The organism is Streptomyces viridifaciens (assembly GCF_001888885.2).
Classification (GTDB): domain Bacteria; phylum Actinomycetota; class Actinomycetes; order Streptomycetales; family Streptomycetaceae; genus Kitasatospora; species Kitasatospora aureofaciens.
The window spans coordinates 12,048-36,573 of the sequence record NZ_CP090841.1; the positions used below are offsets into that span (position 1 = coordinate 12,048).

The window sequence follows — 24,526 nt, forward strand, 5'->3', positions numbered from 1 at the left end:
GGCGCGCGAGTTCGCCGACGGCAACGAAACGGGCGCCGAACAGGCCGCCGCGCTGTCGGGAGGACACGTCGAAGTCACCACCGCCACCGGGCTTCCACGGACCCGGCCCTCGTCCAGGCGGCAGGTGGCACCGGCCCGGGCGTCGACCAGGCGGATGCGGCAGACCGGTGTCCTCACGGGGCGCGACCGCCCGTCAGGGTTGTCCCCGGGCACATCGGCACGGCCGTCAACATCCGCCGACCGGCGCCCACGACACCACCACCACGACAGATCGCCGCCCCACCCGCATCCACGCACTCCGCACCCACCACGGCATCGCGACAGCGACAGTGACAGCGACCTGAGCCCGACCTGGACCACATCCCTCGCCGGCAGAGTCCACCCGCCGACTTCCCGCACCCGCCCCGACGACCACTTTCGGCCAGTACGTGTGTCGGCCCCGCACGGCGAGCGATCGTTCGACTACGGTCCATCACGAACCGACCCACCGACCGAGGCGGTAAGCCATGACTGCGGCACCCCGTATCGACGTCTCCACCACCCTCAGCGCCAAGGGCGCGGACCTCACCCCCGAGGAAGTCGCCGAGCTGGCGGCGGGCCTCTCCCGGAACGTCCTGTTCACCACCGAGATCGGCGCCCCCGGCGGCCGGGTGCCCGACACGACCTGGCCGCTGCCCGGCGGCGAGGCGGCCGTCTACTACGGCAACGGCCGCACCCGCCTGGAGAGGCCGTTCCTGTTCGCCGACGGCTTCAACTACGGCAAGAGCGACCTGCCCGCCCTCTTCGCCCACTTCAACACCCCCTACGAGGAAGACCGGCCGGGCTTCTTCGACCAGCTCCTCGCCCGCGGCCACGACATCGTCCTGATCGGCTTCGACGAGCGCCACGCCCGCATCCAGCACAACGCCCGGGCCGCGACCGCCGCGATCCAGCAGGCCTGTGCCGAACGCACCGGCACCGAGCCGCTGACCGTCGGCGGAGTGAGCATGGGCGGCATCGTCACCCGCTACGCGCTCGCCAAACTGGAGAACGAGGGCGTCGACCACGAGACCGGCACCTACCTGTCCTGGGACTCCCCCCACAACGGCGCCTGGATCCCGCTGATCCTCCAGCAGATGGCGTACTTCTTCGAAAAGCTCACCCCCGCCGAGCCCGGCCGGCCCGGCCAGGCCGACCTGATCCGCAGCCCCGCCGCCCAGCAGCTGCTGTGGGCATGGGTGCCGGACGCCAAGTACTCCGGCGAGGTCGCCACCGCCAGCCGGCTGCGCACCGAGTTCGTGCGCGAGCTCGCCGACCTCGGCAACTTCCCGCGTCGCCCGCGCCTGCTGGGCGTCGCCAACGGCCGCGGCGACGGCACCGGCCGCCCGCTACCGCCCGGCGAGGTCGCCTTCGACTGGCAGGCCCTGGTCGCCAGCGCCACCGCCCGCTTCCAGCCCGACCGGGGCACCGAGCAGCGCATCGGCGGCATGCACGCCGGCCTGGAGCTGCGCCGCTCCACCACCAGCGAGGTCCCCGCCCTGGACGGGGTGCCCGGCGGCACCCTGGACTCCTTCGGCAAGGTCGCGGACGCGATCAAGGCGAAGATCAGCGAGGAGTACCGCAGCGGCGCCTTCGTCCCCGCGGTCAGCGCCTCCGCCGTCACGTACGACCCCATCGCCTGGGACGTCGACCCCCACCTGAACCTCCGCTCCCAGTCCCCCGACCGCTTCCACCTGCACGAGGTCGCCTTCGACACCGACAACACCGAGCACAGCCACGTCTCCGGCGTCCTCGTCGAGTGGATCCTCCAGCGCCTGTCCTGAGCCTTCGGCGCCGGGAGTGGGACGTCGGCCGGTCCGACGTCCCACTCCCGGCACCACGTTCACAGCGGCCCGGGCGCGCAAGGGTTCGGTCCGGCGGACCGGGGTTCAGATCTTCCCGGAGAAGGTGTCGCACTGGGCGAGGTCGCCGCTGCGGTAGCCGGTGGTGAACCAGGCCTTGCGCTGGTCGGAGGAGCCGTGGGTCCAGGCCTCGGGGTTGATCCTGCCGGTGGCCTGCTTCTGGATCCGGTCGTCGCCGACGGCCGCGGCCGCGTCCAGGCCCTGGGCGATGTCCTGGTCGGTCAGGGCGGCGATCAGGGGACGACCGGTGGAGGCCTGCGCGGTGGTGGTGGCGTGGTGGGCCCACACCCCTGCGTAGCAGTCGGCCTGCAGCTCCAGGCGCACCGAGGCGCTGTTGGCGCCCTGCCGGTCGCTACCGACCTTCTGCATCGTGCCCAGCAGGGTCTGCAGGTGGTGGCCGTACTCGTGGGCGACGACGTAGGACTCGGCGAACGGGCCGCCCTTGGCGCCGAAGCGGGTGGACAACTCGTCGAAGAAGCCGAGGTCGAAGTAGGCCTTCTGGTCGCCGGGGCAGTAGAACGGGCCCACCGCCGAGGTCGCCGGGCCGCAGGCGGTGGAGACCCGGTCGGTGAACAGCACCGTCTGGGCGGGCTTGTAGGCCGTCTTGGTGCGGCGCGGCAGCTCGGTGCCCCAGAACTCCTGGAGGCTGTTGGTGACGGCCGTGATCCGGCAGTCCTGGCGCACGTTGGCATCCGCGCCCTTCTTGCAGGACTGTTGCACCTGGCCGTCGGTACGCGCCCCGGAGGACGTGCCCGCGCCGCCGGAGGACAGGCCCATCAACTGGGGGTCGACTCCCAGGACGACCGCCAGCAGCACCGCGAGCAGGCCCACCGCCCCGCCCCCGATGGCGACCTTCCCGCCCGGGATGCCACGCCGGTCGTCCACCTGCGAGGTGTCCAGGTCTCCCTGGTCGTCGAACTGCATGCCCCTGCCTGCCCGTTTCCTGTTGTTCCGTCGGAGTGCCGGTCTGTCGGTCTGTCGAATGTGTCGAAGTGTCGAAGTGTCGATTTTGCCTGTGTGTCGCTTCGTCGCTTTGGTGGCGTTTCGTGCCGCCTGCGGCCCTCCCAGCCTACGGGCAGTGGGCCCTGACACGCCGCAGCCGCAGCGTCACAGCGGGCAGCCCCGCGGGCCTGCCGGATGCGCCCTACGCGCCCGCGGCCAGCACCTCGCACTCCAACTGCAGCTCCCCCACCACCGGTCGCAGCACCCGCTTGCGGCCGCTGCGCGCACCGCCACCTCGTGGCGCTGCCAGCAGGCGGCGAACTCCTCTTCCGTGACGCGGAGTTCGGCCAGCAGCTCGGCGGCGCGCCGGCCCCCGGGGCGAGCCGCGTGGGCGGCGCGCAGGCTCGCCACATGGGCGCGGGCCAACACCTCGTGGTCCTCGGGTGGGAACAGCGCACGGCTCGCCGGATCGGTGAACCAGCGCAGCAGCAGGTTGCGCCCCCGGGCGGCTGCGCGGCGAGGTCCCCGAACACGGCGGCGGCCATCGCGTTCTGCGCCATCACATCCCACAGGTCGGAGACCACCTGGGCGGGCGCATCGTGCAGGCGGGCGGTACAGGATCAGCAGCAGCCCCGGGGCGCAGCGCGGGTGAGCGGGCCGTGCCGACGCGGCGGCTCGTGCCCGGCCAGGTGGTACAGATGGTCCAGCTCGTTCTCGCTCAGCCGCAGAGCCCGGGCCGGCGCAGCCAGCAGCTGCGGCGAGGGCTGCGGGCCGCGCCGCTGCTCCAGCCGCGCGTGGTAGTCCACCGACGGCCCGGCCAGCTGCGCCACCTCCTCCCGGCGCAGCCCGGGGGTGCGGCGCCGGTTCCGGGGAGTCCCAGGGCGAGGGAGGCGGCGGCCGGGGCCAGGTAGATCAGGGGGAAGGGGATGTGGGCGTACGCGCCGGCACGGGCGACGGTGATCACGGCGCCGAGGAAGTAGAGGCGGCGTCGGCGGGCGTCAGGCGGGCGCGGGAGCGGGAGCGGCTGAGGAAGTCGGCGATGACCTAACGGTCGATCATGTTTCCCGGCATGGCTCCACCCGGGGCGCGGTAGCCAGGGACCGCCGCTCCCCGGCCGGTGGCCGTGGTCTAGGGTCGTCCACCGTGTCCGATACCCCGTCACACCCGTCGTCCCCGTCCTCGTCGTCCCCTGCCTCGTCGGCCGCGTCGTCCGCGTCCGCGCATCTGAGCGCCACCGCGGAGGCCTACGACGCCGTGGCCGTTCGCTACGCCGACCACGTCAAGGACGGCCTGGCCCACCTGCCGCTGGACCGCTCCTTCGTCACCGCCTTCGCCGACCTCGTGCGCGCCGCAGGTCCCGCCCTGGTGGCCGACCTGGGCTGCGGCCCCGGCTACCTGACCGCCGCCCTGCGGAAGGAGGGCCTGGACGCCTTCGGCATCGACCTGTCGCCCGCCCTAATCGCCATCGCCCGCCGGACGTACCCGGGCGTTCGCTTCGAGGTCGGCTCGATGGCCGCCCTGGAGACGGCCGACGGCGCGCTGGGCGGCGTGGTGTCCTGGTACTCGCTCATCCACACCCCGCCCGAGCAACTTCCCTCCTACCTCGCCGAGTTCCGCCGCGTCCTGGCCCCGGGTGGCTACGCCCTGCTGGGCTTCTTCGAGTCCGAGGGCGCCCCGGTCACCCCCTTCGACCACAAGGTGACCACCGCCTACCGCTGGCCCCTCGGCACCCTCGCCGCGCTCGCCGCCGAGGCCGGCTTCACCGAGACCGCCCGCATGCTGCGCTGCCCCGGCGACGGCGAACGCTTTCGCCGCGGCCATCTCATCCTCCGCGCCGCCGAGTAGTGCTTTGTTGGGTCGGGGCTGCTCTTGGCCTGGGTGTTGGCTGGTGGCACGTTGGGCATGTGTCGTTCCAGGCGACCAGGAGGTGTTGGCGGGCTCCGACAGCCTGATAGAGGGTCATGCCCGAGCAGACACTTCGGGGCGGCTCCGGGCCAGGGCCATTGAAGAGACGGGCGGCGGTGACGAGGGCGACGTGGCCATGCCGGCCCGTGCAGGAGCGGCCTTCGAAGTGGTTCAGGCCCAGGGCGGTCTTCAGCTCGCGGTAGTCGTGCTCGATCCGCCACCGGATCTTCGCCGGTCAGACGGTCGCGTGAACCGTGCCGCCGGGTGGCCGTGCGGGGCGCCGCCATCCTCGGGAACGCGGTGTCGTCGATCACCCAGGCCTGCGACGTGAGCGCCTGCACAACCAGGTCCCCGATGCGGGCGCGGACCTCCTCCAGGGCCCAGGTCGAGATGGTGATGAACTGCTGCAGGCGCTGGTGGTCAATGCCGAGGAGATGCGTACCCACGGGTCGTGTCCCGTGAAGTGGTGTGGTCGTACGTCAACGGTCATAAATTCGGCGGAAGTGTTTCGGCCGGTGGAGGTGTGATCCGGCGCGGACACTCGGCGCCTGGAGGGGCCGCCGACGGCCCCGGGGGACGGGCCGTCGGCGGGGCCGTTACGGGTGCGGGTCAGGGGCGGGCGTCAGGACGGTGTCGACGATGTGGACGGTGGCGTTGGCGGTCTGCACGTTGCCGCACAGCACCTTCGCGTTGGTGTCGACGGTGAAGTCGGGCGTGGTGCGGGTCCGGTCCCCCAGGAAACGACAGGCCGCGATCCGGCCCGGACGGATGCGGGAAAAAACTTCGCGCCGACGTTGAACCGTTCCCCGGCGGGACTCGTGTGGAAGGTGCCCGGGCGAACACCGCCCGGATCGCCAAACACCCACGATCCAGGGGGAGTTCGCCATGCCGAAGTTCGCCACGCCCATGTTCGCCGCGCCCCGGTTCACCGCGCGCCGGATGCTCGCCGCCACCGGCGTCGCCGTGCTCGCGCTCGCCGCCGGCGCCTGCGGGCCGGACACGGCCGACGGTTCCGGCGGGAGCGCGGCCACGTCCGCCGCCGTCCCTCCGGCCGCGGCCGCCACGTCGTCAGCCCCGGCCACCGGCGGCACCGGCGGGGTCCGGCTCGTGGCCGTGAAGTCGGCCACGCTCGGGCCGGTCGTCACCGACGCCGCCGGCCGGACCCTGTACCGCTTCGACAAGGACACCGCCAAGCCGTCCGCGAGCACCTGCGTCGACGCCTGCGCCGCGAAGTGGCCGCCGCTCACCGCCCAGGACGCGGTCCAGGTCACCGGAGTGGACTCCGCCCTGGTCGGCAGTGTGGCCCGGCCGGACGGCACGAAGCAGGTGACCCTCAACGGCTGGCCGCTCTACCGCTTCGCCGGGGACACCGCGGCGGGGCAGACCAACGGGCAGGGTGTCGGCGGCACGTGGTTCGCGAGCACGCCCGAGGGGAAGAAGGCGCCGGGCACCGCCGGGCAGGCCGCGTCGCCGACCGTCGCGCAGAGCGGCGGCTACTCCGGAGGTTACTGACCTGCTGTGCACGGCGGCGAGGCGGCCGGCGCCGCCTTGCCCGTGCGGGGACCCGTCGCCCAGACTGTCGCGGTGCACCGGAACCGCGATCACCACTGGTCGGGGGGCGTCGCCCTCCCGGTCGGCGTCCTGCTCTGCCTCGTCCTGGGGCTGTCGCTGTTGGCGCTCCGGTTCCGGCCAGGCGGGCCGGAACAGGCGTCCGCGTTCGTCGACATCACCGCGGTGGCGGCCACCGCGCCCGCGCCGTCGGCCGTCGGCCCGGACGCCTCCGGCGGCTCGTACGCGCAGAACTGCGGACGCAACCAGGAGGGCCACCGCAACGCGGACAACGTGGTGGTCTCCCCCGGGACGGTGGGCGGCGCCCACCACGTGCACGACTACGTCGGCAACCTCTCCACGGACGCGGACTCCACCGACGACAGCCTCGCCGCGGCCCCGACCACCTGCACCGACGGCGACCGCTCGACGTTCTACTGGCCGGTGCTGCGCCGTACCGACCGCGTTGCCCCGGCGCCGAGCACCGCCGTGGCGGCCTCCGACGACCCGCACGACGCCCCCGGCGAGATCCTCGCTCCCGAGCGGGTCTCCATCGAGTATCTCGGCAATCCGTGGTCGAAGGTCGTGCCGATGCCGCGCTTCCTCCGGCTCCTGGAAGGCGACCCGACCGCCGCCACCGACAGCGGCGTCGAGGCCGGCGCCCGCTGGGGCTGTACGGGATTCGCCGACCGCACGACCACCGACCGCTACCCGCTCTGCCCCGCCGGCAGCCTGCTCACCCGCACCCTGGACTTCCCCAGCTGCTGGGACGGGCGCGGCACGGACAGCCCGGGCCACCGCTCCCACGTGCGGTTCCCGTCCGCCGGCGGCCTCTGCCCGCACGGCACCTTCGCGATCCCGCACCTGCGGGTGACCGTCGGCTACCGCCCTCCCCCGCCCCGGGCCTTCGCCCTGGACGCCTTCCCCGAGCAGCGGCACAGCCCGCTCACCGACCACGCCGTGTACATCGGCCTGATGACCGACCGGCAGATGGCCTCCGTGGTGGCCTGCCTGAACGAGAACCGCACCTGTCGGGAATCCGGTTGAACCGGACGGCCGCCGCGCACGTGCTGGACGTGGTACCCGACGACGGAGGAATGGCGGATGGCGAGGACACGACCGGGCGGGCCGCAGGACGCCGCCGACGAGGCACTGATCCGAACGCTCTACGAGCAGCACGGCGGGGCACTGCTCGCCTACGCCGTCCGGCTCACCGGTGACCGCGCGGCGGCCGAGGACGCCGTGCAGGAGACGCTGATCCGGGCCTGGCGCAATCCCGAGGCGCTGACCGAGGCCCGGGGATCGGTGCGCGGCTGGCTGCTGACCGTGGAGCGCAACCTGATCACCGACCGGTTCCGGGCCCGGGCCGCACGACCGGCCGAGGTGGCGGAGGTCTCCGAGGCGACGGCCACCGTGCCGGTCGAACGCGACCACGCCGAGGGCGTGGTGGAGACGCTGGTGATGTCGCAGGCGCTGGACCGCCTCTCGCCCGAACACCGTGACGTGCTGCGCTCGATCTACTTCCAGCGGCTGTCGGTCACCGAGGCCGCGGAGCAACTCGGCATACCCGCCGGGACGGTCAAGTCCCGCGCGCACTACGCGCTCCGGGCGCTCCGGCGCTCGTACACCGACAGGACGGGGACGTGGCAGGAGGTGTCGGTGTGACCAGGGACGACGCGGGTGCGGGCGGCATGGGCACGGAAGACGTGAACACGAACGGTACGGGCGCGGACGGCACGGGCGCCGAGGGTACGGGCCCGGTGCCGCCCGAGCGGATCGCCGAACTCGTCGGCGCCCACGTGCTGGGTGTGCTGGATCCGGACGAGTCGGCGGCGGTCGAACGGCACCTGGCCGACTGCCCCGCTTGCCGACAGGAGGTGGCCGAGTTGCGGGAGCTGGAGACCGTCCTGGGCGAGGTGCCGCCCGAGCTGCTGGTGGACGGCCCGCCCACGGGCGGTGACCTGCTGCTGCAGCGCACCCTGCGGCAGGCACGGGCGGAACGCGGAGCGTCGCTGGTCCGGCGCCGGACCCGGATCGGCATGGTCGCGGCCGTCGCGGCGGCGGCGGCGCTGGTCCTCGGGATCGCGGTGGGCCGCGGTACGGTCACCGCACCGCCGGTGGCCGCCGGCCCAGCCCCGACCGCAGCGCCGACCGCGACCGTCACCCCGCCGCCGGCCGGGACCAGGACCGGCTCCGTGACGGATCCGGCCACCGGTGCCCGCATGACGCTGACGATGACCCCGGCCATGGGCTGGGTGCGGGTGAACGCTGCGGTCACCGGAATCCCGGCCGGCCAGCGCTGCCACCTGGTGGTCAACGCCAGGGGCGGGGCGACGGCGGACGCGGGCAGCTGGCTGGTCTCCGCTGTCGGCGCCAAGTCCGGGACCACGCTGGACGGTTCGGCGATCGTCTCGCCGGACGACGTGGTCTCCGTGTCGGTCGTCAACGAGTCCGGGCAGACCTTCGTGACGGTCCCGGTGTAGGGCCCCGCCGCCCGCCGGACCCGAGGTCCGGCGGGCGGGGCAGGCCCCGGCGCCACCCCCGGCGCCCCGCCACCTCCCCGGCCGGGCCGGGCGCCGTTACGCGACGCCGTCCTGCCACCACCAGAAGCCCGAGCCGTAGTTGCCGTGCTCGACCCGGCTGTCCACGTGCTGCCACGAGACGGTGTAGGTCTCCAGGCCGGAGAAGCCGCAGGTCTCGGCGATCCGGTAGACGGAGAGCGTCGACAGGCCCGAGACGGCGATGTCGGCGGCGACCCCGTAGGTGTGCATGGAGTTCGACGCCCCGCCGACCTGGGCGTTGTACGAGGTGCTGCGGAAGCCGGAGTTGACGGTGATCGCGCGGTCACCCGCCTTCTTCCGCAGCGCCTCCAGCTTGTACATGGTGCGGCGCACGTCCTCCTGCACCTCGCCGGAGCCGACGTTGCCGCCGCCGAAGCCCGAGCCGTCGTGGCTGGTGAACTCCGACCAGTCGAAGTGGGCCGTGGAACCGTCCGACTTCTCCAGCGAGTTGAGCACGCCGAAGGTCTGCGGTCCGGCGACGCCGTCGGCGCTCAGCCCGTACGCGGCCTGGAACCGGCGCACGGCGGCGGCGGTGCCGGGCCCGAAGGAGCCGTCCACGGCCACGTAGGTCTGCGAGGCTGAGTCGGCGGCCCAGCCCGCGACGCGGATCTGCAGCTCGGCGACGGCGGCACCGGAGGAGCCCTGGCCGAGCGGGCCGGACCACCCGTAGGCCGCCGCGGGCCCGGCCAGGCCGACCTCGGCGACCGCGGCGAGCCCGGCCGCGGCCACGACTCCGGTGCCGTAGCGCAGGATTGAACGGCGGTCGAGGGAAGATCTGTTCATGTCCTGATCCTTCGAGGAGTTCGAACGGGTCGGGTACGGTGCATGATCAGCGGTGCCGGCTCCACGGTGCCCGTTCGGCCCGCCGGAGTGCGGCCCGCCGCCCCCGGGAGGAGTTCGGCGCGGCGCTCGGCGACTTCGCGGTGCAGGGTGTCACGGACGGCGCGCACGGCGGGGTGGGTGACGGCCTCGCGCCGGACGGCCAGGGTGATCGGCAGGCGGATGTCGACCTCGTCAGCCAGCAGGCGGCGCAGCCCGGCCCGCCCGGTCAGGAAGGCGGGGAGGACGCCGATGCCGGCACCCGGGCGGGTGGCTTCGGGCCCGTCACAGTGGTTCGCCACGTGCCCGGGCGTGACGTTTCTCGCGGTGGTCTGTTCCTTACACCGGATCCGCCGAGGCGCACGCCCGGTCCGGGTTCCGGCTAGGTGCGGAGCCTGACGGCATACTCGCTGGTCGTGGGGCCTGTGCGTGGCCCTGGCCCCGGCTCCCGCGGTGCAGGGAGGGGCCTGGCCAGCGAATGTGCCGAGCGGCCGGGCCCCCGGCTCTGCCCCGGTGAAAGGGGCAGGGCCGGGCCCGCGGGTCAGCCGACCGGTGTCGGCGCCGGAGCGTAGCCGGCTGGGCGGGTGGTGAAGGTGCCGCGGCCCTGGGTGCGGCTGCGCAGGCGACTCGCGTAGCCGAAGAGTTCGGCCAGCGGCACCAGTGCTTCGACCTGGGCCGTGCCGCCGTGGCCACCGTTTCCGCCGTGGCCGGTGTGGCCGGTGGTGGTGGTCTGGACGGTGGCGCGGCGGGCGGCGAGGTCCCCGAGGACGGCTCCGAAGGCGTCCTCGGGCACGGTGACGGTCACCTGCGCGAGCGGTTCCAGCAGGTGCAGCCGGGATACCCGCAGTGCTTCCCGCAGGCCCAGGCGGGCGGCGGTGCGGAAGGCGAGTTCGGAGGAGTCCTTGGGGTGGGTGGCGCCGTCGGTCAGGGTGACGGTGAGGCCGGTGACGGGGTGGCCGCCGAGCGGGCCCTCGGTGAGGGCGTCGCGGCAGCCGGCCTCGACGGCCTGCACGTATTCGCGCGGCACCTGTGCGCCGGTGACGGCGGAGGTGAAGGTGAAGCCGTCGACGGCGGGCACCAGGTCGAGGACGAGGTGGGCGAACTGGCCTGCGCCACCGTCCTGTTTGGCGTGCCGGTAGGTGAAGTTGCTCACGCCTTCGACGAGGGCTTCGCGCAGGGCGACCTGGGGTGCTCCCACGACGGCTTCGACGCCGGCTTCACGGCGTATCTTCTCCACGGCGACCTCCAGGTGCAGTTCGCCCAGTCCGGACAGGGTGCGCTGGCCGGTGTCGGGGTCGGTGGCCAGGCGCAGGGAGGGGTCCTCCTCGGTGAGGCGGGCGAGGGCGGCGGTGAGCTTGTCGGTGTCGGCGGCGCGGCGGGCTTCGACGGCGACGGTGACGACGGGTTCGGCGCTCACGGGTGCCTCCAGGAGGACGGGGTGGTCGGGGTCGCACAGGGTGGCGCCGACGCGGACGGTCTTGGGGCCGATGACGGCGACGATGTCGCCGGCCAGGGCGTGGTCGATCTCGGTGTGGCGCCCGGCCATCACGCGCAGGATGCGGGCGATGCGCTCCGGACGGCCGGTGGCCGCGTCCAGGACGGTGTCGCCCTTGCGCAGGGTGCCGGAGTACAGACGCAGGTAGGTGAGACGCCCGGTGGGTGCGGCGCTCACCTTGAACGCCAGGGCGGTCAGGGGCTGTTGAGGGTCGGCGCCGCACTGCCCGTCCCGGCCTGCGGGCGGCGCGGACGGTGCGGGCGGCGCGGACGGTGCGGGCGACGCGGACGGTGCGGGCGGGGTGTCCAGGGGTGAGGGCAGGTAGGCGACGGCGGCGTCCAGGAGGGGTTCGATGCCGCGGTTGCGGTAGGCGGAGCCGCCGAGAACGACCACGGCCTCGCCGCTGCGGGTGAGGTCGCGCAGGGCGGCGGCGAGGGTGGCAGGGCTGAGGGATCCGTGGGTGCAGTACTCCTCCAGGGCCCGGGGGTCGAGTTCGGCCACCGCCTCTTCCAGGGCCTGGCGGCGGGCGGCGGTGTGGTCGGCGAGGTCTGCGGGGACGGGGCCCTCGGCGAGGGTGCCCTCGTCGTCCCAGATCAGGGCGCGATGGTGGACGAGGTCGACGACGCCGGTGAAGGCGTCCTCGGCGCCGATGGGCAGGTGGACGGCGAGCGGGCGGGGGTGCAGGCGTTCGCGAATGGAGGCGACGGCGGCATCCAGGTCGGCTCCGGGGCGGTCGAGCTTGTTGACGAAGGCGATGCGGGGCACACCGTGGCGTTCGGCCTGGCGCCACACCGACTCGCTCTGCGGCTCGACGCCGGCGACGGCGTCGAACACGGCGACGGCGCCGTCCAGGACGCGCAGGCAGCGTTCGACCTCGTCGGCGAAGTCGACGTGGCCGGGGGTGTCGATGAGGTTGATCCGGTGCCCGGCCCAGGCGCAGCTGACGGCGGCGGCGAAGATGGTGATGCCGCGGTCGCGTTCCTGGGGGTCGAAGTCGGTGACGGTGGTACCGGTGTGGACTTCGCCGCGCTTGTGCGTGGCACCGGTGAGGTAGAGGATCCGTTCGGTGACGGTGGTCTTGCCGGCGTCGACGTGGGCGAGGATGCCGAGGTTGCGGACGGCGGCGATACCGGCAGTGGTGCCGGCGGCGGTGGTGGTGCGGGTGGTGGTGGTGTCGGTGCGCATGGCCCGGTTGCCTTTCGAAGGGCGGTACTTGCGGGGTGGGCGCGCGATTGACACAGTGCCGCCGGGCACATCTTGGACTGACTGATCGTCAGATATCCCGTCGAGAAGGGACCGTGCCGCACGAGGGAACGCGAAGGAACGCGGGGAGGCGGACGGTCAGGCGGTGGCGGCGCTGCTCCGGTGCCGGCCGCGCAGCGGGCACCGGAGGGGCGGGGACACCAGGATCACCTCGTACCGCGACGCGGGAGAGGGGGCGGCGGCGCTGTGCTTCGGCATGGCCGCTGCGCCCCCTCTCTGTGTGCTCTCGCGTGCCGGTACGGTCGTTGGGCGTCCGCACCTCGGGGTGCGGCCGCGTGGCGAGTGTAGGGGGGTCGGGCCCGGCGGGGCCACGGGATTTACGGCTCCTGCGGGCCTTGCGGCGTGCGCAGGCGAAGCACCGGCTGGATCCAGCCGTCCTCGTCGCGCCCCGAGACGTCCAGGGCGGTGTCCAGGGCGGCGCCGATGGCGCGTTCCTCGTAGCCGAAGTGGGATTCCATGATGGCGGCCAGTCCGTCGAGTTCGCGTCCGATCGCCTCCAGGGCCGCCCCGTCCTCCCCTACGGCCTGTTCGGCGAGGTCACGGACGCGGGTGAGGAGGGCCGCGATGAGGCCGTGGTCCTCGACGAGTTTGGCGACGGTGGGTGCGAGGTCGGGGCGCTCGCGCAGCAGGGCCGCGAACAAGCCGTCGTCCTCGCCTTGATGATGGGTCGTCAGAGCTGTGCAGAAGGCGAGACAGTGGGCGGTCAGGGAGTCGCCGCCTGCGCCCTGGTGGCGGCCCAGGGCGGAACGGACACCTGTCAGGCGGCGGCGCAGTTCGTTGTGCGCCTGGGAGAGCTGGAGGCTGAGGGCGGCCGTACGGCCGGTGCGGGGGGAGGCCACGTGCGGGCGTGTCCCTTCGGTCGTGCACCTCCATGCCTGGCGCAGTCCGCCACCGGCACGCGATGCCGGCGCCCATCCGATCACGGCACGCGCTTTCCGGGCAAGCCCGCGCCCGTGGCTGTGGCGGGTGTTCCGGTGCGGGTGTCGGTGCGGGTGTCGGTGCGGGGGCGGGGCCGTCCGAGGAGGATCCCGACCACCACCAGCGCCAGTCCCAGCCCCTGGCGCGGCCCCAGTTCGTCGCCGTCCAGCACGGTGCCCAGCAGCACCCCGGTCAGCGGGTTGAGCAGTCCGAGCAGGCCGACGGTGGCGGCCGGCAGGTGCCGCAGTCCGGTGAACCAGCAGGCGAAGGCGAGGGCGGTGGCGGCCAGGGTGACGTAGCCGAAGGCGAGCAGGGTGGGGCCGTGCAACGGCGGCGGCGCTCCCTCGGCGCCGGCGGCCAGTGGCAGCAGCAGCAGGCCGCCGGCGGTCAGCTGCCAGGCGGTGGCGGCCAGTGGGTCGGCGCCCTCGCGCCAGCGGGCGGCGAGCACGTAGCCGACGGAGGAGACCAGCATCGCGCCCGCCGAGGCCGCCAGCCCGGCCCGGTCGAGCGCACTGCCCGTCCCCAGGACGGTGAGCGCCACTCCGGCCAGGCCCACCACCGCCCCCGCCAGGTGGGAGCGGTGCGGGTGCTGCCCGGCCAGTGCCCAGGCGGTGAGCAGCATGGCCAGCGGCGAGGCGGCCATGACGGTGGCGGCGGTGCTGGTGGGCAGCAGCTGGGACGCGAGGTAGAGCAGGACGAAGAACACGGCGGTGTTGAGGAGTCCGAGCAGGGCGCTGCGCCACCACCAGGCGCCGCGGGGGCGGCGGCGGGCGAGGGCGAGCAGCAGCAGTCCGGCGGGCAGGGCGCGCAGGGCGGCGCCCCACAGTGGGCGGTCGGCGGGCAGGTAGGCGTGGGTGACCCAGTAGTTCGCGCCCCAGGCGATCGGGGCGAGGGCGGTCAGCAGCACCCACCGCACATTTGCTTCCATGGAAGACAATATAGCTTCCCTGGAAGCTACCAGGGATAGGATGGGCCCATGGAGCCCCAGCACCAGCAGCACCCGGACGACGGCGGCGACCACGTCGCGCTGATCCAGGCCGCGTGGCACCGCGAGCGACCCGACCTCGACGTCTCCCCCCAGGCCGTGATCGGGCGCCTTCACCGCCTCGCCGCCCGCCTCACCGCCGAACTCACTCTCGTCTACCGGCGCTACGGCCTGAGCGAAGGCGAGTTCGACGTGCTCGCCGCGCTGCGCCGCGCCGGCACCCCCTACGAGCGGGCCCCCGGGGAGCTCGCCGCGCACACCATGGTCACCACCGGCGCGATGACCAAGCGGATCGACCGCCTGGAGCACGCCGGCCTGGTCACCCGCCGCACCGCCGAGGACGACCGGCGCGCACGCGTGGTCGCCCTCACCGACGCGGGGCTGCGCCTGTTCGACGAGGCGTTCACCGCCCACATGCGCAACGAGCACCGCCTGCTCTCCCATCTGGACCCCGGCGAGGCCGCCGCTCTCGAGACGCTGCTCACCGCCTGGCACCGGCGCCTGGAAGGAGCCGGGCCGAGCAGAACCTGACGCACGCACACCCGCCCGGTTCCGGCCCCGGCGCCGCCCCGGCCGTCGCGACGAGCCCCTCGGGTTGGAGGGGCCGGGCGGTGCGGGCCGACCGGCGCCGCCGAGCTGCGGGCCCGGGGCACCCGCCGCCTCGCGCTCGCTCGTGCAGCGGACAGGTGGCGGGCCGTCTTTCCCATGCACCGCCGCCCTCCCGTATACACGGACTTGGGCGGGCGGCGGTGCCGGGGACCGGGCCTTGGGCCGGCTGCGGGGCGCCGGGGGCCGGGCCGGGAGGCCGCCGCGCGTACGGGCGCCCCCCACACTCTTGGGACCCCGCCCGGACCCGGAACGGATGACCGCCCCCGGTTAATGTGACCGTATGCACACCGACCGCCGCCCCTGGGACGTCCTGCTGATCGGCGGCGCCTCCGGCGTCGGGAAGAGCCGCGCCGCCGAGCACCTCGCCGCCGCGAGCGGCGCGTTCACGGTGGAGTTCGACGACGTCGTCGCCGCCCTGCAGGCCGCCACCACCCCCACCACCCACCCCGGCCTGCACCACTTCACCACCACCCCGGCCCAACGCCTGGGCACCGAAAGGGTGCTGGAACTGCAGATCGCCACCGCCCACGCCCTGGACGAGGCCCTGCTCGGCGTCGTTCGCAACCGCCTGAGCGTCGACGTGCCCGCCATCGTCGAGGGCGACTACCTCAGTCCCCGGGCCGCCGTCCGCGCCGCCGCCGAGGCCGCCGCACACGGCCGACGCCTCCGCGCGGTGTTCCTCCACGAGGGCGAGGCGGCCCGCATCAGCGCCAACTACGCCCGGCGTGAACCCGATAGCGGCGCGCAGAACGAGCGCGCCGCCGTCAGCGCCCGCTACTCCCACTGGCTCGCCGCCCAGGCCCGCGCCCACCGCCTGCCGGTGGTCGACTGCCGACCCTACGACACCCTGCCTCAGCGCCTGACCGCCGCCTGTTCCTACGCCTGAACCGCTGCCCGGGCCGCAGCGCAGGGCGGCGGCACACCGGGCGGCGGCGCAGGACGGCTACGCGGGGACGTCCTCGATGTCCGAGATCAGCTTGGTGCTGAGATCGCTCTGCACCGCCAGCCGGGTCGTCCCGGCGTCCGGGCCGGTGCCCCAGGTCAGGGTGACCGTGGTGAACAGGTGCCCGGCGCCCGCGTCCTGGTAGGCCACCTCCCAGGCGGTGGGCACGTCCTGAGCGCGCAGCACGCCGTCGGCGTGGTTGACCTCCTCCCAGGCCGCCAGGCGCTGGCGCAGGTCCTCGGTGAGGTAGTGGCCGCGCAGTTCGTCCGACAGGTCGTCGGTGCCGTCGGCGACGGCGTCGATGTAGGCGCCGTAGAAGTCGGCGACCCGGTCCACTGCGGAGTCCGGACTGCCGCTGCGGGCCGCGGTGCCCGCGTCGGTGTCGGTGTCGGTCATGAGCATCCCTGTGTCCGGGCCCGTACGGCGACTCGCCGCCTGCGGGCCGATCCGTCCGTCCGCAGGAACAACGGGTCCGGGGCGGGGCAGGTTTCGGGTACAAAGACCCCGACGGGCGGTGGACAGAGCCGGGTCTGACGGGAGACGAGCGGTGTTGATCGTGGTGAGCGGCGGCCCGGGCAGTGGGAAGACGACACTGGCGCACGCGCTCGCCCGCGCCGTCGGCTGCCCCGCGGTGTGCCGCGACGAGGTCAAGGAGGGCCTGCTGCACGCCGGCACCCGGGTGGACGCCCCCGACGAGGCGGTGCGCGACGCCTTCTTCGACGTGCTGGGCGTGCTGGTGCGCGCCGGGGTGAGCGTGGTCGCCGAGGCCGCCTACCAGGACCGCGTCTGGCGCCCCCGCCTGGAGCCGCTGGCCGCCCGCACCGAAGTGCGGGTGGTGTGCTGCCGGGTGGATCCGACCCTGGCCCGGCGCCGCATCGCCGAACGCCTGGCCGCCGGGGGCCACCGCGCCGCCCACGCCGACCGCGAGCTGCTCGCCGCCCCGCCCGGCGCGGGCAACCTGCTGGACGACTTCACCCCGCCGTCCCCGCCGGGCGCACCGCGCCTGTGCGTGGACACCACCGACGGCTACGACCCGCCGCTGGCGGACATCGCCGCCTTCGTCCGCCGCTGAAAGCCCGGGACCTGAACAGCAACCGCGCCTACGCCTGCCGGCGGACCACCGGCCCGGCTCCGGCCGGGCACACGAGCGGCTGGCGCGCGGCGGGTTGCGGGGGCGGCTGGTGCTGGTGCCCTGACCGAGCCGCCCCTGCCCGGCCGAGCCGTGTCCCTGCCCCGCGACCTGGCTGTCCCCTGCCCCGGCCGGGTCGCGCGGACTGGAGTGCCTTCGTGTTCAGCGGGCCGCTACCGCCTCGCGCAGGCGCTTCCTGTCGGGCTTGCCGACGGCCGTCAGCGGGATCGCGTCCACCAGGTGCAGCGCGGTGGTGCCACCGGTGTGGCGGATGCCGAGGTCGTCGCCGGGGCCGATGCGTACGGCGGGCTCCTCGGCGGGCCGGTGGGCGGAGGCGGCGATCACGTCCTCGCCGATGGCGCCCCCGCTCGGGCCGGGGCCGAGGGTGAGGACGGTCGGGACGTCGATCAGCGGGAGCAACTCGGCGGCGTCGGCGTGGCGTTCGGCGTCCACGAGAAGGACGGTGGTCTCCACGCTGGCGGTGATCTCGGCCAGCACCGGGGCGCTCATCCCGTCGTACAGGTTGACCACCCGCGCACCCGCGAGCCCCGCCGCGTAGCGGGCGCTGAGCGCCTCGGCGGTGTTGCCGGTGAGCAGGGTGACCGTCGCGCCGCGGCCCACGCCCCGGGCCAGCAGCTCGTGGGCGAGGCGGCAGGTGGCGGCGGCGAAGTCGCCGGCGGTGATCTCGACGCCGTCGGCGGTGGTGATCGCGCGCCGGTGCGGCTCGCGCAGCAGGGAGCGCAGGAGCAGGGCGGGTGCGCTGACGAACTCCCGGGCGGGCATGGCTACTTCTTCTGCGGAGGGGGCAACCATGCCCTCACCCTGGCCCCCACCGAGGCCCCGGCGCGGCCGGTTGGCCGGTTGGCCGGTTGGCGGGTTGGCCGGGGAAACCGCGGTGCGGGCGGCGGGTGGCTTCCCGCGCGTAGGCGGCGGTGCGGCGGCAGGGCGGGGGTCTCCGAGGGGCCGGTGCGGGAAGGCGGGCCGGGCGGCTTGCGGGCGGGGGAAAGAGCGCGGGTCTTCGGGGTCCTGGGCCTGCGTCAGGGGACGGGCGTGAGGGTGGCGAGGGCGTGGGGGAGGGTGGTGAGGAGGTGGAGTACGTGGATGCCGTCGGCGGCGGGGGCGCCGGTGGCGGCGCGGTCGAGCCAGAAGGCGTGGAGGCCGGCGTTGCGGGCGCCTTCGGCGTCGACGGTGTACTTGTCGCCGACGTAGGCGACCTCGTGCGGGGGCAGGCCCAGGGCGGCGCAGCCGGCGTGGAAGATCCCTGGGGCGGGCTTGGCTTCGCCGTGCTGGTCGGAGCAGACGAGGACGTCACCGAGGTGGTCGAGCAGGCCGATGGCGCCCAGTTTGCGGCGCTGGTGGTCGGTGTCGGAGTTGGAGACGATGCCGAGCCGGTAGTGGGGTGCGAGCTGGCGCAGGGCGGGCTCGGCGTCGGGGAAGGCGGCCCAGGCGGCGTCACGGTGGGCCGCGTAGCCGGCGAACCAGGCGGCGGCCTGTTCGTCGCTGAGGTGTTCGGCGCCGTGGCCGAGGTGGGCGAGGAACTGGCGGGTGCGTTCGATCTGCTGGCCGCGCAGGGTGAGTTCGCGGGCGAGATAGCGGGCGTACTGGTACTCCATGACGTCGCGCCACAGGGTGAGGGCGGCCCGCGGGGTGGGGAAGCGCTCCAGCAGGCCGACGTCGCGCAGGTGGGCGAGGATGCCCGCCTGCTCCGAGCCGGTGTAATCGAACAAGGTGTCGTCGACGTCGAAGAGCACGCCCCTGATCGGCATGAACCGTCCTTCCCTCTCCCGTTCCCGTTCCTGCTCTTTGGCGGCGGTGCGCCCGCGGTGTGCTGAGGTGCGGCGGCCTCCGGTAGGGACCCTACGCGCCGCTCGCCCGGGCGCCGCGGGCGAGGCGGTCGGCGAGGGCGTTGACGAGGTCGCGCAGTTCGTCGGGGCGCTCGATGACGAAGGGCCGGTCGAGTGCGGCCAGCACCGGGGGTAGCCAGTCCAGGCGCTGTGCCCGCAGTTCGACACGCAGCCAGTCCTGCTGCCCGGGTGCCCCGCCGTCCGCGACCGTGCTCGGCCCGTGTCCGGTCAGCTCGGCGACGCTGGCCGGCAGGTGGGCGCGGATGTGCTCGGGCGTGGCCTGGATGCGCAGGGTCACCCGGTGGCGGTAGTCGGCGGTGGCGAAGCCGGTGAGCAGGCGCTGGGCTGGGCCGGGGCCGACGGGGTCGGCGGGTTCCCGGAAGGTGCCGGGCAGGGTCCTGGCGCCGGTGACGCGGTCCAGCCGGAAGGTGCGTTCCTCGTCGAGGCGGGTGTCGGTGCCGGTGAGGTACCAGCGGCCCGCGTGGTTGACGATCCCGTGGGCGTGCAGGGTGCGCTCGCTGGAGCGGCCCTCGCGGTCGGTGTAGCCGAGGGCCAGGGGGCGGCGGTGGCGTACCGCGTCGGCGACGGTGAGCAGGATCTCGGCGTCGGGAGTGCCGCAGTCACCCGCACCGGGCAGGCCGGGCGGCCCGGGCGGGACGGGGCCTTCGGACGGGTCGGGCGCTTCGGTGTGCGCGACGGTGTCCTGGAGGGCGTCGAGGCGGCGGGCGGTGTGCCGGGGCAGGACCCGGCGGATCTTGGCGGCGGCCGTCTCGTTGGCGGTGCGCTGGGCTGCCGTGAGGGCGGTACGGCGTGCGGCGAGCAGGCCCAGCAGCACGGCCAGGGCCTCGTCGTCGCCGAGCATGAGCGGGGGCAGGCGGTAGCCGGGGGCCAGGCGGTAGCCGCCGTAGCGGCCGCGCACCGATTCCACGGGCACGTCCAGCTCGATCAGGTGGTCCACGTAGCGGCGCACGGTGCGCCCCTGGACGCCCAGGCGCTCGGCCAGTTCGGCCACCGTTCGGGTGCCCCCCGACTGCAGCAGCTCCAGCAGGGTCAGCACACGGGCGGTGGGTCGGGGCACCCGGAAAATCTACCGCAGATAGGGGACCGATCCTGTCCGGTATTGCTCCTAGCCTGCGGAACGCAACGTTTCAGCACCAACGGCCAGGGAGATCCCATGGACTTCGTCTCGATCCGCATCATCACCGGCGACGTCGCCCGCCTCGTCGACTTCTACGAGCGGGCGACGGGAGCCCGGGCGGTGTGGGCCACCGAGGACTTCGCCGAGCTCAGGACCGCCCGCGCGACCCTGGCGATCGCCTCCACCCGCACCGTGGCCCTGTTCGCCCCGGGCTGCGCCGTGGCGGCGGACAACCGCAGCGTCATCACCGAGTTCCTGGTCGACGACGTCGACCGGGTTCACCAGGACCTGACCGGTGCCGATGCCGGCGTCGTCGCCGATGTCGTGGCGGGGCCCGCCACGATGCCCTGGGGCAACCGGTCGCTGCTGGTGCGCGACCCCGACGGCAACCTCGTCAACTTCTTCGCGCCCGTGACGGCGGAGGCGGCGGCGCGGCTGGCGCGCTGACGCGGGCGCCGCGCCGGCCCGGGGCCTCGGGTTCTCGGGCTTCGCGTCTCAGGCGGGCGCGGGCGCTGATGCGAGGAGGGCGTCCAGCAAGCCGGGGAAGCGGGCGTCCAGGTCGGCGCGGCTGTCGCCGCAGCCACCATCCGCGACCGGCCCGAGGCCCGTCCCGCCCGGGGCCCGTACGGGCCTCGGCGCCCCCGAAACCGTCGGCGCCCCCGCACCGCCCAGACGGCGGCCGGGGGCGCCGGCAGGGGCGCGTCAGGCCCCGAGGACCTCGCCGACCAGGGCCCGGGCCTCCTGCTGCACCCGCGCCAGGTGCTCCTCGCCCAGGAACGACTCGGCGTAGATCTTGTACACGTCCTCGGTGCCCGAGGGCCGCGCGGCGAACCAGGCGTTGTCGGTGCACACCTTGAGACCGCCGATGGCCGCCCCGTTGCCCGGCGCGTGGGAGAGCACCGCGGTGATCTCCTCCCCCGCCAGTTCCCCGGCCGTGACCTGCTCGGGGGACAGCCGGGCCAGGCGGGCCTTCTGCTCCCGGTCGGCGGGCGCGTCCACCCGGGCATAGGCCGGAGCGCCGTGACGTCCGGTCAGCTCACGGTAGTAGGCGCTGGGTGTGGCACCGGTGACCGCGGTGATCTCGCAGGCCAGCAGCGCCAGCAGGATGCCGTCCTTGTCGGTGCTCCACACCCCCCCGTCACGGCGCAGGAACGAAGCGCCGGCGCTCTCCTCCCCGCCGAAGGCGATCGAGCCCTCCAGCAGTCCCTCGACGAACCACTTGAAACCGACCGGGACCTCCACCAGCGTGCGGCCCAGGTCCGCCGCGACCCGGTCCAGCATCGAGGAGGACACCAGCGTCTTGCCCACCGCCGCGTCCCCGGGCCAGTCGCCGCGGTGACGGAAGAGGTAGTCCACGGCTACCGCCAGGTAGTGGTTGGGATTCATCAGCCCGCCGTCGGGAGTGACGATCCCGTGCCGGTCGGCGTCCGCGTCGTTGCCCGTCGCGATGGCGTACTCGTCCTTGCGCCCGATCAGGGAAGCCATCGCGGCCGGGGAGGAGCAGTCCATACGGATCTTGCCGTCCCAGTCCAACGTCATGAACCGCCACGTCGGATCGGTCACCGGATTGACCACCGTCAGATCCAGCCCGTGGACCTCCGCGATACGCCCCCAGTAGGCCACCGACGCCCCGCCCAGCGGATCCGCACCGATACGCAGTCCCGCCCCCCGCACCGCCTCCAGGTCCACCACCGACGGCAGGTCGTCCACGTACGCGCCCAGGAAGTCGTAACGTTCCGTCGTCGCCGCGGCCAGCGCCCGCGCGTACGGGACCCTCCTCACCCCCCGCAGGCCCTCACGGATCAGCTCGTTCGCACGGTCCTGGATCCACCCGGTGGCCTCCGAACCGGCCGGCCCGCCACTGGGCGGGTTGTACTTGAACCCCCCGTCACGCGGCGGATTGTGCGACGGCGTCACCACGATCCCGTCCGCCAACGCCTGCCCACCGCGCCGGTTGAACCCCAGAATCGCGTGCGAGACCGCGGGAGTGGGGGTGTAGCCGTCCGCGGCATCGATCAACACCTGCACACCGTTGGCCGCCAACACCTCCAGCGCCGTCACCTTCGCCGGCTCCGACAACGCATGCGTATCCGCCCCCAGGAACAACGGGCCCCCCACCCCCTGCGCCGTACGGTACTCACAGATCGCCTGCGTCGTCGCCGCGATGTGGTCCTCGTTGAACGCCGCGTCCAACGACGACCCCCGATGCCCCGACGTCCCGAACGCCACCTGCTGCGAGACCTCCTGCGGATCCGGCCGCAACGCGTAGTACGCCGTCACCAACCGCGCCACATCCACCAGATCCCCCGGCTGCGCCGGCTGCCCGGCCCGTACGTGCGCCATTCATCCACTCCCGCCGAAACGCCGAACACCGAAAATCCCGAACCACGCGACGCAACCGCACGCCGCGCTCACCGATCGTAACCAGAACACAACCACACCCCGAACCGCACCCACCGGCCCGGAGGCACACGGGACCGTTTCGGGCCGGGCGGACGGCCGCAGTCCGGCCCGGCCGGGAGCGGCGACGTTGAGCCCAGGCGGGCAGCCGCTGTACAGGCGGGCGAGCCGCCGCCGTTCGGCAAGGGCACCTCAGACGGTCCCCGGCCCCGACGAACGGGGCCGTCCGCCCCGGGGCGGACGGCCGCTGTTGGCTCAGGCGGGCAGTTGCTGGCGGTGGGCCTCCAGGGCGGGGGCGGTGACGGTGGCCAGGAACTCCGTCACCCGGTACTCGGTCAGGCCCAGTCGGACGAACGGGTCGGTGGCCACCAGTTCCTCGATCCGGGCCCGGTCCTGCCCCACCGCCAGGATCACACCGCCGTCACGCGGCACCTTGCGCCCCGAGGCCAGGAACGTGCCCGCCGCGTAGTGGCCGTTGAGCCACTGCACGTGCTGCGGCAACGCTTCGTCGATCCGCTCCAGCGCGGCGGTGTAGGTCAGCTCAAGAATGAACATGGCGTCAAACTAGCGCGGCGGGCTGGGGGGAGGCCCACCAGGTCGCCGGAGCCGCGGCGGTGTAGCCCAGTGACTCGTACAGCGGCCGACCCAGCTTCGAGGCCGTAAGTGTGGCGGGCAGGGAGGCCAGGCCGGCCAGGGAGGCGAGCATGACAGCCCGGCCGGCACCACGGGAACGCAGCTGCGGCGAGGTGCCGACCCAGTAGTGACTGGCGACACCGTCGTGAACGAGCCTCACGCAGGCCCCCGCAGCCACACCTTCGTACCGGGCGACGAACACGTCCACCCCGGGCTGGTCGATCAGCGCCATGGGGAACAGCTCGCCGGGGCGGTAGGGCTCGAAGCCGGTCAGTCCGAAGCCCGCGATGACGACCCGCTCCGCCTCCTTGAGGTCCTCGGGCCGCCGTACCCGCACCACGTCCAGGGCCGGTTCGCCGACGGGCGCGGGCGGGCGCAGCATGACGGGCATCTGCCAGTTGCGCATACCGAGGTGGCTCAGGTCGGTGGTGCTGAACGGGTCCTCGGCGTTGACGGGGCCGACGGCCCGGCGGGCGAACTCGCTCAGCTCTGCCAGTTCGTCCGGGTCGAGCCCGGGTTCCTGGATCAGGATCCGCAGGCCGGCGCGCTCGTCGCCGTCCACCGCGACGAAGCTGCGGCGCCGGACCACCCGGTGTCCGCGGCTTCGGCCGATCGCGGCCCAGAAGGCGGCGGAGTTGCGGGCCTGGCGCACCGGCGCCTCGGCGAGGGCCTCGGCCGAGGGGACGGGGCCGGGAGCGGGGGTCTGGGCGGCGGTGGGGGCGGGTCGGTCGGTCGCGGTGGATCCCGTAGTCATGGTGCCTACGCTAGTGCCGAATTGACCGGACACACGGGCCAATTCCCCGCGGCCCCACTGGGCCACCTTCGGACCGGGACGCGGTACGGCGAGGCGCGACGGAATACGGCGGCGAAGTGCGGCGAGCCGCGCGGGTGCCCCTCCCCTGGAGGGTGTCGACCCCAATCCTGCCAGGTCAGGCCGCAGTTCCGGTAGGACGTAACCCACCCTGTTTCCGCCTTGCCGCACCCCGTGCGCACCCCGCACACTCGTGCAACACCCCACTCCCCCGACCTGGCCCCACGCGCCGCCGCCCGCTCCCCGGACGGCCGGCGTGCGGGCCGCCGCGCCCCGGCGCCATGGCCGGGGGTGGGGCACACCGGAGCAACAACCAAGGGGGAAAAGGCAGATGAACGCGCACACGGACCTGGTGCTGAAAGCACGGATACGACTGCTGAGCCACAACGAACGAATCCTGAACGGCGAGGAAGGACTATGGGTCTACCGGACCCTGTTCACGGTCAACCCCCACGCCCACGCCTACAAACTAGCCTACGTCCTGAGGGAACTGAGCGAGACCAGCCCCCGCCTCGCCCACCTGCCCGAAGCGCGACAGGCACTGTTGGAGGAGGCCGGAGCCGCCGGCTGCCACATTCCGGCCGACGCCCCCACCTACCAGCACCAGATGTGGAACCACACGGTCGCGCAGCTACGAGAGATCGAACGCCGCCAGGGACAGGCAGGCCAATAGCACGCCCGCACCACACCAGCAGCAACAACA

26 protein-coding genes and 3 pseudogenes are annotated in these 24,526 nt (G+C 73.8%); 11 read left to right on the top strand and 18 right to left on the bottom strand.

Features of this window, described 5'->3' with window-relative positions:
- The first annotated feature begins 506 nt into the window (after positions 1-506).
- Positions 507-1,802 (top strand): esterase/lipase family protein, encoded by a 1,296-nt coding sequence (locus BOQ63_RS07545; protein ID WP_050366323.1) that lies wholly within the window; start codon positions 507-509, stop codon positions 1,800-1,802.
- Positions 1,803-1,907: 105 nt separating this feature from the next.
- On the opposite strand, the gene ypfJ is transcribed toward BOQ63_RS07545, so the two are convergent.
- From ypfJ to BOQ63_RS07560, 3 genes and pseudogenes are all read right to left on the bottom strand, one after another.
- Complete coding sequence (gene ypfJ, locus BOQ63_RS07550; protein ID WP_030290531.1) at positions 1,908-2,804, bottom strand: KPN_02809 family neutral zinc metallopeptidase; 897 nt, start codon at positions 2,802-2,804, stop codon at positions 1,908-1,910.
- 183 nt (positions 2,805-2,987) lie between these two features.
- Positions 2,988-3,382 (bottom strand): annotated as a pseudogene (locus BOQ63_RS07555) (MmyB family transcriptional regulator).
- Between the two features lie 60 nt (positions 3,383-3,442).
- On the bottom strand, positions 3,443-3,652 hold the full coding sequence (locus BOQ63_RS07560; RefSeq protein ID WP_050366324.1) for a helix-turn-helix domain-containing protein: 210 nt from the start codon (positions 3,650-3,652) through the stop codon (positions 3,443-3,445).
- Between the two features lie 424 nt (positions 3,653-4,076).
- Here BOQ63_RS07560 and BOQ63_RS07565 point away from each other — a divergent pair, with 424 nt between their 5' ends.
- Positions 4,077-4,667, top strand: coding sequence for a class I SAM-dependent methyltransferase (locus BOQ63_RS07565; protein WP_223885864.1), 591 nt, complete (start codon positions 4,077-4,079; stop codon positions 4,665-4,667).
- Between the two features lie 114 nt (positions 4,668-4,781).
- Here BOQ63_RS07565 and BOQ63_RS07570 read toward each other — a convergent pair.
- From BOQ63_RS07570 to BOQ63_RS07580, 3 genes and pseudogenes are all read right to left on the bottom strand, one after another.
- Positions 4,782-4,959: pseudogene (locus BOQ63_RS07570) on the bottom strand (IS701 family transposase); the annotation flags it as partial.
- Between the two features lie 43 nt (positions 4,960-5,002).
- A pseudogene (locus BOQ63_RS07575) lies at positions 5,003-5,173 on the bottom strand (transposase); the annotation flags it as partial.
- 150 nt (positions 5,174-5,323) lie between these two features.
- The gene (locus tag BOQ63_RS07580) at positions 5,324-5,614 is read right to left on the bottom strand and encodes a fasciclin domain-containing protein (RefSeq protein ID WP_191093526.1); all 291 of its coding nucleotides are present in this window, start codon (positions 5,612-5,614) and stop codon (positions 5,324-5,326) included.
- Between BOQ63_RS07580 and BOQ63_RS07585 the strand changes: the two genes are divergently transcribed.
- From BOQ63_RS07585 to BOQ63_RS07600, 4 genes are all read left to right on the top strand, one after another.
- Positions 5,613-6,239, top strand: coding sequence for a hypothetical protein (locus tag BOQ63_RS07585; RefSeq protein WP_050366325.1), 627 nt, complete (start codon positions 5,613-5,615; stop codon positions 6,237-6,239). The two genes, BOQ63_RS07580 and BOQ63_RS07585, sit on opposite strands and share 2 nt — an antisense overlap.
- 72 nt (positions 6,240-6,311) lie before the next feature.
- Entirely contained in the window at positions 6,312-7,322 is a 1,011-nt protein-coding gene (locus tag BOQ63_RS07590) for a DUF1996 domain-containing protein (RefSeq protein WP_072656174.1), read from the top strand.
- A 57-nt stretch (positions 7,323-7,379) separates the two neighbouring features.
- Positions 7,380-7,940, top strand: a complete 561-nt coding sequence (locus tag BOQ63_RS07595; RefSeq protein WP_030290526.1) for a sigma-70 family RNA polymerase sigma factor — start codon at positions 7,380-7,382, stop codon at positions 7,938-7,940.
- Positions 7,937-8,758, top strand: coding sequence for an anti-sigma factor family protein (locus BOQ63_RS07600; RefSeq protein ID WP_223885865.1), 822 nt, complete (start codon positions 7,937-7,939; stop codon positions 8,756-8,758). The genes BOQ63_RS07595 and BOQ63_RS07600 overlap by 4 nt, the downstream gene beginning before the upstream one ends.
- Before the next feature lie 96 nt (positions 8,759-8,854).
- Here the strand turns inward: BOQ63_RS07600 and BOQ63_RS07605 are convergent, their stop codons facing one another.
- From BOQ63_RS07605 to BOQ63_RS07625, 5 genes are all read right to left on the bottom strand, one after another.
- Positions 8,855-9,619 (bottom strand): D-Ala-D-Ala carboxypeptidase family metallohydrolase, encoded by a 765-nt coding sequence (locus tag BOQ63_RS07605; protein ID WP_150475720.1) that lies wholly within the window; start codon positions 9,617-9,619, stop codon positions 8,855-8,857.
- Positions 9,616-9,957: a LysR family transcriptional regulator gene (locus tag BOQ63_RS07610; RefSeq protein ID WP_072653908.1), complete on the bottom strand. Its 342-nt coding sequence runs from the start codon at positions 9,955-9,957 to the stop codon at positions 9,616-9,618. The genes BOQ63_RS07605 and BOQ63_RS07610 overlap by 4 nt, the downstream gene beginning before the upstream one ends.
- A gap of 239 nt (positions 9,958-10,196) precedes the next feature.
- The gene (gene fusA / locus BOQ63_RS07615) at positions 10,197-12,335 is read right to left on the bottom strand and encodes an elongation factor G (RefSeq protein WP_072653909.1); all 2,139 of its coding nucleotides are present in this window, start codon (positions 12,333-12,335) and stop codon (positions 10,197-10,199) included.
- Between the two features lie 395 nt (positions 12,336-12,730).
- Positions 12,731-13,252 (bottom strand): hemerythrin domain-containing protein, encoded by a 522-nt coding sequence (locus tag BOQ63_RS07620; protein ID WP_063756691.1) that lies wholly within the window; start codon positions 13,250-13,252, stop codon positions 12,731-12,733.
- 80 nt (positions 13,253-13,332) lie between these two features.
- Positions 13,333-14,259: a DMT family transporter gene (locus tag BOQ63_RS07625; protein WP_030552874.1), complete on the bottom strand. Its 927-nt coding sequence runs from the start codon at positions 14,257-14,259 to the stop codon at positions 13,333-13,335.
- Positions 14,260-14,307: 48 nt separating this feature from the next.
- On the opposite strand from BOQ63_RS07625, the gene BOQ63_RS07630 reads away from it, so the two are divergent.
- A complete protein-coding gene (locus BOQ63_RS07630) occupies positions 14,308-14,847 on the top strand; it encodes a MarR family winged helix-turn-helix transcriptional regulator (RefSeq protein ID WP_030552876.1) in 540 nt (179 codons plus the stop codon).
- Between the two features lie 358 nt (positions 14,848-15,205).
- Positions 15,206-15,811 carry an AAA family ATPase gene (locus tag BOQ63_RS07635; RefSeq protein ID WP_037831530.1) on the top strand — a complete coding sequence of 202 codons (606 nt, stop codon included), beginning with the start codon at positions 15,206-15,208 and terminating at the stop codon, positions 15,809-15,811.
- A 57-nt stretch (positions 15,812-15,868) separates the two neighbouring features.
- On the opposite strand, the gene BOQ63_RS07640 is transcribed toward BOQ63_RS07635, so the two are convergent.
- Complete coding sequence (locus BOQ63_RS07640) at positions 15,869-16,264, bottom strand: hypothetical protein (protein ID WP_072656175.1); 396 nt, start codon at positions 16,262-16,264, stop codon at positions 15,869-15,871.
- A gap of 151 nt (positions 16,265-16,415) precedes the next feature.
- Here BOQ63_RS07640 and BOQ63_RS07645 point away from each other — a divergent pair, with 151 nt between their 5' ends.
- Entirely contained in the window at positions 16,416-16,940 is a 525-nt protein-coding gene (locus BOQ63_RS07645; protein ID WP_030552879.1) for a P-loop nucleotide/nucleoside kinase family protein, read from the top strand.
- A gap of 219 nt (positions 16,941-17,159) precedes the next feature.
- Here the strand turns inward: BOQ63_RS07645 and BOQ63_RS07650 are convergent, their stop codons facing one another.
- The 3 genes from BOQ63_RS07650 to BOQ63_RS07660 all read right to left on the bottom strand — a co-directional run bounded on the left by BOQ63_RS07650 (position 17,160) and on the right by BOQ63_RS07660 (position 19,919).
- Positions 17,160-17,780: an AMP-binding protein gene (locus tag BOQ63_RS07650; RefSeq protein ID WP_191093527.1), complete on the bottom strand. Its 621-nt coding sequence runs from the start codon at positions 17,778-17,780 to the stop codon at positions 17,160-17,162.
- A 254-nt stretch (positions 17,781-18,034) separates the two neighbouring features.
- Positions 18,035-18,763 (bottom strand): HAD family hydrolase, encoded by a 729-nt coding sequence (locus tag BOQ63_RS07655; protein WP_030552883.1) that lies wholly within the window; start codon positions 18,761-18,763, stop codon positions 18,035-18,037.
- Between the two features lie 91 nt (positions 18,764-18,854).
- Positions 18,855-19,919: a helix-turn-helix transcriptional regulator gene (locus BOQ63_RS07660; protein WP_030284820.1), complete on the bottom strand. Its 1,065-nt coding sequence runs from the start codon at positions 19,917-19,919 to the stop codon at positions 18,855-18,857.
- Positions 19,920-20,015: 96 nt separating this feature from the next.
- On the opposite strand from BOQ63_RS07660, the gene BOQ63_RS07665 reads away from it, so the two are divergent.
- Complete coding sequence (locus BOQ63_RS07665) at positions 20,016-20,426, top strand: VOC family protein (protein ID WP_030284817.1); 411 nt, start codon at positions 20,016-20,018, stop codon at positions 20,424-20,426.
- A gap of 255 nt (positions 20,427-20,681) precedes the next feature.
- Here BOQ63_RS07665 and pgm read toward each other — a convergent pair whose 3' ends face one another.
- From pgm to BOQ63_RS07680, 3 genes are all read right to left on the bottom strand, one after another.
- Complete coding sequence (gene pgm, locus BOQ63_RS07670; RefSeq protein WP_030284814.1) at positions 20,682-22,322, bottom strand: phosphoglucomutase (alpha-D-glucose-1,6-bisphosphate-dependent); 1,641 nt, start codon at positions 22,320-22,322, stop codon at positions 20,682-20,684.
- Between the two features lie 312 nt (positions 22,323-22,634).
- On the bottom strand, positions 22,635-22,934 hold the full coding sequence (locus BOQ63_RS07675; RefSeq protein ID WP_030284811.1) for a YciI family protein: 300 nt from the start codon (positions 22,932-22,934) through the stop codon (positions 22,635-22,637).
- A 4-nt stretch (positions 22,935-22,938) separates the two neighbouring features.
- The gene (locus tag BOQ63_RS07680) at positions 22,939-23,766 is read right to left on the bottom strand and encodes a GNAT family N-acetyltransferase (protein ID WP_223885866.1); all 828 of its coding nucleotides are present in this window, start codon (positions 23,764-23,766) and stop codon (positions 22,939-22,941) included.
- Between the two features lie 388 nt (positions 23,767-24,154).
- Between BOQ63_RS07680 and BOQ63_RS07685 the strand changes: the two genes are divergently transcribed.
- The gene (locus BOQ63_RS07685) at positions 24,155-24,496 is read left to right on the top strand and encodes a hypothetical protein (RefSeq protein WP_050366329.1); all 342 of its coding nucleotides are present in this window, start codon (positions 24,155-24,157) and stop codon (positions 24,494-24,496) included.
- Positions 24,497-24,526 lie beyond the last annotated feature (30 nt).